The sequence below is a fragment of the Arthrobacter sp. H41 genome (assembly GCF_000520535.1).
Taxonomy (GTDB): domain Bacteria; phylum Actinomycetota; class Actinomycetes; order Actinomycetales; family Micrococcaceae; genus Arthrobacter_D.
This window is the reverse complement of the sequence record NZ_KI914800.1, coordinates 24,766-25,704: the sequence shown is the minus strand read 5'-3', so window position 1 is coordinate 25,704 and position 939 is coordinate 24,766. Positions and strand designations below refer to the sequence as shown.

At 71.6% G+C, this 939-nt stretch carries 1 protein-coding gene; it reads left to right on the top strand.

Annotated features, from left to right (window positions below):
• On the top strand, nucleotides 1-939 hold a 939-nt coding region (locus tag Y705_RS22345), incomplete at both ends, for a coiled-coil domain-containing protein (protein ID WP_162149076.1).

Below are 939 nucleotides of genomic sequence, written 5' to 3'. Positions count from 1 at the left end.
TCCGCGAGCGGAACCCGCCCAGTCGGCGCCGGAAGCCCTCACCCCCGCGCTGCTGGCACAGGCGTGCACGGAAGCGTCGGCTGAAGCCGGCGTGCTGCGGGCAGCACTGCCGGACGAGGATCGGCTCACGGCGATCCGCCGCGACCGCGTCAACGCGGCCGCCGAGGTGGAGCGCCTCCGTGGCCGGGAACGGAAGGCCGCAGCCCTCACCGAGGAGCTGCAGGGGTCGCTGAAGGTCGCGGAGGAACAGGCACAGGCACTGGGGGAGGTTGCCCGTGACTCGGAGAACCGGAAGAGGGAACTCCAGGCAGCAACAGCCGTCGAAGAGGTCATCCGCGACCACGAAGCCGCAGAGCAGCGGCGGGTCGATGCGGAGACGGCCCATGCCTCCGCGCTCCGGGAACACCTCGAGCTGAAGGAGCTCTGGCTGTCGAAGCTGCAGCTGCGGCTAGAGCAGGCAGCGGTTGAACTTGCCTCCCAACTGACCGCTGGCGAAGCCTGCGCGGTGTGCGGCAGCACCGAACATCCACTGCCGGCCGAGTCCCACGGCTCTGTGCGGGTGACCCACGGGGAGGAGCAGCTGGCCCGCGAGGCGCAGTCGGCAGCCGAGCAGTGGTTGGGTGAGGTACGACTCGAGCGCGACGCGGCCGTCCTTGCGACGACACGGCTGGCCGCACTGGGAGGCACGGGTTCCATCGACGAGGCGCGTATCGGGACGGCGCGCGCCCGAAACCGGCTCCGGGAGGCACAGGAGGCGGCCCGGCAGCACGAAGGGGTCAGCGCCGACGTCGTCCGGCTGCGGGAAGAGGAGCAGCAGGTCGCCGCCGAGCTTGAGCAGGACCGCCAGGGCTCCGCCGATGCGGCGGCGCGTGTCTCCAGCCTGCAGGCACAGGAGACCGAGCTGGCCCAGCGGCTCGAAGGCTTCCGGGGCGGTTTTGC